Annotated in this window: 4 protein-coding genes and 3 pseudogenes; all 7 read left to right on the plus strand. The window is 44.2% G+C overall.

Translation table 11 applies throughout. The features are described from left to right. A pseudogene (locus KIV40_RS26070) lies at positions 1-95 on the plus strand (IS5/IS1182 family transposase); the annotation flags it as partial. A gap of 61 nt (positions 96-156) precedes the next feature. Further along, a complete protein-coding gene (locus KIV40_RS26075; protein ID WP_306431896.1) occupies positions 157-567 on the plus strand; it encodes a BspA family leucine-rich repeat surface protein in 411 nt (136 codons plus the stop codon). Positions 568-933: 366 nt separating this feature from the next. Then, positions 934-1,908, plus strand: a complete 975-nt coding sequence (locus KIV40_RS26080; protein ID WP_285352094.1) for an alpha/beta hydrolase — start codon at positions 934-936, stop codon at positions 1,906-1,908. Then, a pseudogene (locus KIV40_RS26085) lies at positions 1,875-2,741 on the plus strand (CpaF family protein); the annotation flags it as partial. The gene KIV40_RS26080 and the pseudogene KIV40_RS26085, both read left to right, overlap by 34 nt. Position 2,742: 1 nt before the next feature. Continuing rightward, positions 2,743-3,645: a type II secretion system F family protein gene (locus KIV40_RS26090; protein ID WP_285352096.1), complete on the plus strand. Its 903-nt coding sequence runs from the start codon at positions 2,743-2,745 to the stop codon at positions 3,643-3,645. Further along, positions 3,642-4,484: a type II secretion system F family protein gene (locus tag KIV40_RS26095; RefSeq protein WP_005425863.1), complete on the plus strand. Its 843-nt coding sequence runs from the start codon at positions 3,642-3,644 to the stop codon at positions 4,482-4,484. The genes KIV40_RS26090 and KIV40_RS26095 overlap by 4 nt, the downstream gene beginning before the upstream one ends. Before the next feature lie 11 nt (positions 4,485-4,495). Further along, positions 4,496-4,660 (plus strand): annotated as a pseudogene (locus KIV40_RS26100) (anaphase-promoting protein); the annotation flags it as partial. Between the last annotated feature and the right edge of the window lie 164 nt (positions 4,661-4,824).

Raw genomic sequence — 4,824 nt, forward strand, 5'->3', positions numbered from 1 at the left:
ACTACAACGCTCAAGTTGGTGAGACTTACGCCATGATTAAAGCGCTGAACAAGCTTACAGGGCTTGGTATGCCTGAAACTCAGCATGTTGTTTAATAATCACTCAATTTTCGGGCAATTTGGTTTTCTGTCCGAATTACGCAACAAAGCCGCTACTATGTTCAATCAAGATATAGGCCGCTGGAATACATCGAATGTTACGTCAATGAGGCATATGTTCGAATTTACTGACCATTTTGACCAGAATATAGGTTCTTGGGACACCTCTAAGGTGACGAACATGGAATATATGTTTTTTTATGCAGTGGTCTTTAATCAAGGTATAGGGAACTGGGATACATCAAGCGTAACCAACATGAGGGGGATGTTTACTGGAACATATACGTTTAATCAAGATATAGGAAATTGGAACACAGCTAACGTTACCAACATGTCATCCATGTTTGCCAATGCGAGCTTATTCAGCCAAGACCTAACCAATTGGAACGTGAGTAAGGTAACGGAGCATACTGACTTTGCGAGAGGCAGTGCTCTGACTGAAGAACAGCTGCCGTATTTTGTAGACTGATTCCCGTTTCGGTTTAACTAAACAAAGGCCAGTGTTGATTGATTCAACGCTGGCTTTTTTGTTTAGAAGTGACGCTAGCGAGAGGATACCGGTTAGTTCAACCCAGAGCACATAAAGTCGAATAAAAAAACGGCGGAAGGCTATAGCTAGCAAAAATTGTCATGCTTTAAACTATCTCTCCAAGTAATTAAGTCATGCCTTACTTACGGATACTTGTGACTATTTCTATAACTGCACCTCTTTAATTGTTGTTTAATGGCAACAGTGAATTGATTTGAGTGCTATATATCAACACTTATGGTTTTCATAACATACATCTGTTGCAGCGGGGAACGTTGCAAACCTCAGAAATCTATGGAGTAAGATATGAAAACTACTAAATTGATCCCCCTTTCGTTAGTTGCGAGTGCCGTTTTAGGAACAACATCTGTTGCTGCGGAAACCTTCTTAGGTGCTGACTATCACGATGGCAAAAATAAAGTCGCTTTTCTTAGTGAGAATGTTCGTATTGCTGGCAATGTGTTCTTGCCACCCAATTATGACGAAAGCAAAAACTATCCAGCGCTTGTAGTGATTACGCCAGCCAGTGGTGTAAAAGAGCAAACCGCAGGTATTTACGCCGAGAAAATGGCAAAAAAAGGCTATATTACCCTAGCTTTTGACCACCGTACTTACGGTGAAAGCGGTGGTTATCCTCGCGGTATGGAAAATGCGCCAATGAAGGTTGAAGATATTAAGAATGCGATTACATTCTTGAGTCATTTTCCAGGCGTTGACCCTCAGCGCATCGGTGAGCTAGGCATTTGCTCTGGTGCTGGTTACAGCTTACAAGTTGCAATGCAGGATACCCGTTTAGACTCTGTAGCAACAGTCAGCGGCTTTGTTGACTTTACTGACTATGGTATGGGTGGGGCAACTCAGTATATGGACCAACTTACGGGCGATCCGGTTGAGCAATATCGTCAGCAGATCCAAATGGCGAGCGAGGCACGTCAAAAGTACTACGAAACAGGTGAGGTCGTGCTTGTTGATGGCATTCCATCTGCAGAAAAAGCCAAATCCATGAATGAGTTTTGGGTTCGCGCTGCTGATTACTATCGTAACCCTGAGCGTGGTGGCGGTGCCGAAAACTATTCGCCAATGCGCGCTGCTATGTCTCTAGATACACGCTACGCTTATAACCCATCAGAAAACATGGCGCTACTTGGCGACACTCCTTTCTTGGCTGTCGTTGGGACTGAAGCGCTATCGGCGTATTTTAGCGAAGTGGCGGTAAAACGAGGTAAAGACGCTGGCATTGACGCTGAGTTGATGCAAGGCTTGAAGACGGCAGTCGTGTAAACATCGTTATTCCACCGATTGCTCTGGACGGAACCTCAATTTCTATCCGTAAGTTCAGAGAGCAGAACATCGGCTTTGAAGATTTAATTGGCTTTGGTTCTATGTCTCCAGACATGGCAAGAGTACTGATGATCGCTTCTCGCTGTCGAATGAACGTTCTTATTTCTGGCGGTACAGGCTCGGGTAAAACCACGTTACTCAACGCGCTATCTCAATACATTGCAGAAGATGAACGTATTGTCACGATTGAGGATGCAGCCGAACTGCGTTTGCAACAACCAAACTTGGTTCGATTAGAAACGCGAACTTCCAGCGTTGAACAAACTGGCGCGGTGAACCAGCGTGACTTGGTTATCAATGCGCTGCGTATGCGCCCGGACCGCATCATTCTTGGTGAGTGTCGTGGCTCTGAAGCATTTGAAATGCTGCAAGCGATGAACACCGGCCACGATGGTTCAATGTCGACGTTGCACGCCAATACTCCACGTGATGCGATTGCTCGTGTTGAATCCATGGTCATGATGGCGAACTTAAACCAGCCTCTTGATGCAATTCGAAGAACAATCGTCAGTGCGGTGCAAATGATTGTGCAGGTTAACCGACTGCGCGATGGCTCTCGTAAGATAACCAGTATATCTGAAATCGTTGGTTTAGAGGGCGATAGCGTAGTGATGGAAGAGATCTACCGTTTCCGTTACGACGATACCCACTTTGGGGAAACCGTTAAAGGTGACTTTGTAACGAGTGGCATCATGCAACGATCTGAGCTTGTGAAAAAAGCCCAATTCTTCGGGCTTTATGATGAGCTGATGGCATCGTTTAAGGGGATATAGCATGCTTTGGCTCTCGCTTATCCTCTTTGCCTTCGTTCTGCTTTTAGTCCGAGATTCAAAGGTTAAAAAGGTCGATCAGTTTTTCAATATTGAAGAAGTTGAAGCGGAAAACTTCAACGCAATCAACGTTAAATCTCTGGTACGCAAACAAAGCTGGCAGAAGTTTAAAGAGTCGATCTCGCCAACTCTTAAAGTTTTGGGACCGCGTTCGTCTCTTTATATCGCTCTGTACATTACAGGTAGCCTTATTGTCTCTTGGTACTTTGTCGTTAAGTTGCTCTTGATGTCCAGCATCTGGCTAACGCTAGGGTTGTCAGTGTTACTAACCCTGTTTGGTTACCGGTATTTGGTGACAAGAAGACGCAGAGATTTTGAAAACACTTTTCCAGATGCTCTGAATATTCTCATGAGTGCGGTTACGGCTGGTGACAGTTTAATGCAAGCCATCAGCTACGTTGGCGACGTGATGGATAACTCGATTGGTCGTGAATTCAAGTTGATGGGAGAACGACTGAAATTAGGTGAGTCTCCTGAGGTTGTATTGCAGCGTTCGTGTAAAAACTACCCATATCCGGAATTTCTGTTCTTTACCGTAACACTAAGAGCAAACATTGCTCGAGGCGGCCAGTTAAAAGGCGTGTTAGCAAGGCTTATTCGCGTGCTCGTAGATGCCAGAACGCTAGAGAAAAAGAAAATGGCGATGACGTCGGAAGCAAGAATCTCGGCCAAGATCGTTGCAGCGATTCCGTTGATTTTCATGATCATCCTTAACTACGTAAACCCAGATAACGTGAATTTTGTTTTGTATGACCCATCTGGTCGACTCGTGCTGTTTTATGTTCTTGGCAGTGAGTTCTTCGGGTTATTTATTGTTTGGCTGTTGGTAAGAGGTGTGCGCGCATGATGTTATTGACTGCTCTTATTGTGTTGTTCGTATCGTTACTTTTTCTGATATTCGATTCACTTCGTACAGAACAAAGACGCAAGAAGATTGCGTTATATGTAGGGGGGAATGCACATCGCTCGCCATCTCGTGTTAATCGATTTTTTGTTCGTTTTGGTAAAGAACACCGCCAAGAATTAGAACAGAAAATGATTGAGGCAGGCTACTACAACACGGAGTGGGCGAAGTTTTACTTTCCTGCCAAATTGTTGGTACTGGGTTTGGTGTCAGGGTTTGTGTTGCTGTCGGACATGACACAGAGCAACCAACTTATCGTCATTACTTTCACGCTTATTGCTGTGATTGTTGGCCCTGACTCGTTGCTTCAAATGCGCCGCAAGATATTGATTAGAAAGACGTCTGCTCAACTACCATATCTGTTAGACATGATGTCCGTTTGTGTTCAAACCGGTATGACGATAGAGGCTGCATTGGTTTACCTAGGAAAAGAATTGGCCGAGTTTGATTCAGACCTTTGTTATCAAATCAAACGCACATCGGATTCCGCAAAAATACATGGACTAGAAAAGGCGTTAAACGATCTTAGTGAGCGCATACCAACGCCACCGATACGAAGCTTTGTGCTGACCATTATTCAAAACCTGCAATACGGTACGTCTGTGGCTCAAGTATTGAGTGATCTCGCGGAGGACATGCGAAAAGTTCAAATTCTTACTGTGGAAGAAAAGGTCGGAAAACTTTCTGCGAAGATGAGTGTGCCTTTGATCCTTTTCATCATGTTTCCAATCGTGATTCTGATTCTCGCACCGGGAATCATGCAGATGACGCTAAATATATAGAGGAATAACCAGTGATTGGAAAACGTATTTCTATTGTATTGCTTACGTTGGGCATTTTGGCAGGCTGTCAGTCGACCTCTTCGCAACAGAGACAGGCACAAGACGACGTCACTAACATGGAAAAAGTGAAAAACTACGACGGCTTAATCTGCCATTACAAATCCATGTTAGAGAAGTGGCCCCCAATTTTCGGACATGACTTTAAGTGATTGATCTGTTTGTATAGTACCTAAAAATACTGGAACAGATTATGACTAGAAAACGTAGAAACCACTCACCCGAATTTAAAGCTAAGGTGGCGCTTGATGCTGCTAGAGGTGATAAAACTGTCGCTGAGTTA

Source organism: Vibrio sp. D173a (assembly GCF_030248475.1).

Bases quoted from the DNA above. Each gene is read 5' to 3' on its own strand.
- KIV40_RS26090 (WP_285352096.1), top strand. From the start codon at position 2,743: ATGCTTTGGCTCTCGCTTATCCTCTTTGCCTTCGTTCTGCTTTTAGTC.
- KIV40_RS26080 (WP_285352094.1), top strand. From the start codon at position 934: ATGAAAACTACTAAATTGATCCCCCTTTCGTTAGTTGCGAGTGCCGTT.
- KIV40_RS26075 (WP_306431896.1), top strand. From the start codon at position 157: ATGTTCAATCAAGATATAGGCCGCTGGAATACATCGAATGTTACGTCA.
- KIV40_RS26095 (WP_005425863.1), top strand. From the start codon at position 3,642: ATGATGTTATTGACTGCTCTTATTGTGTTGTTCGTATCGTTACTTTTT.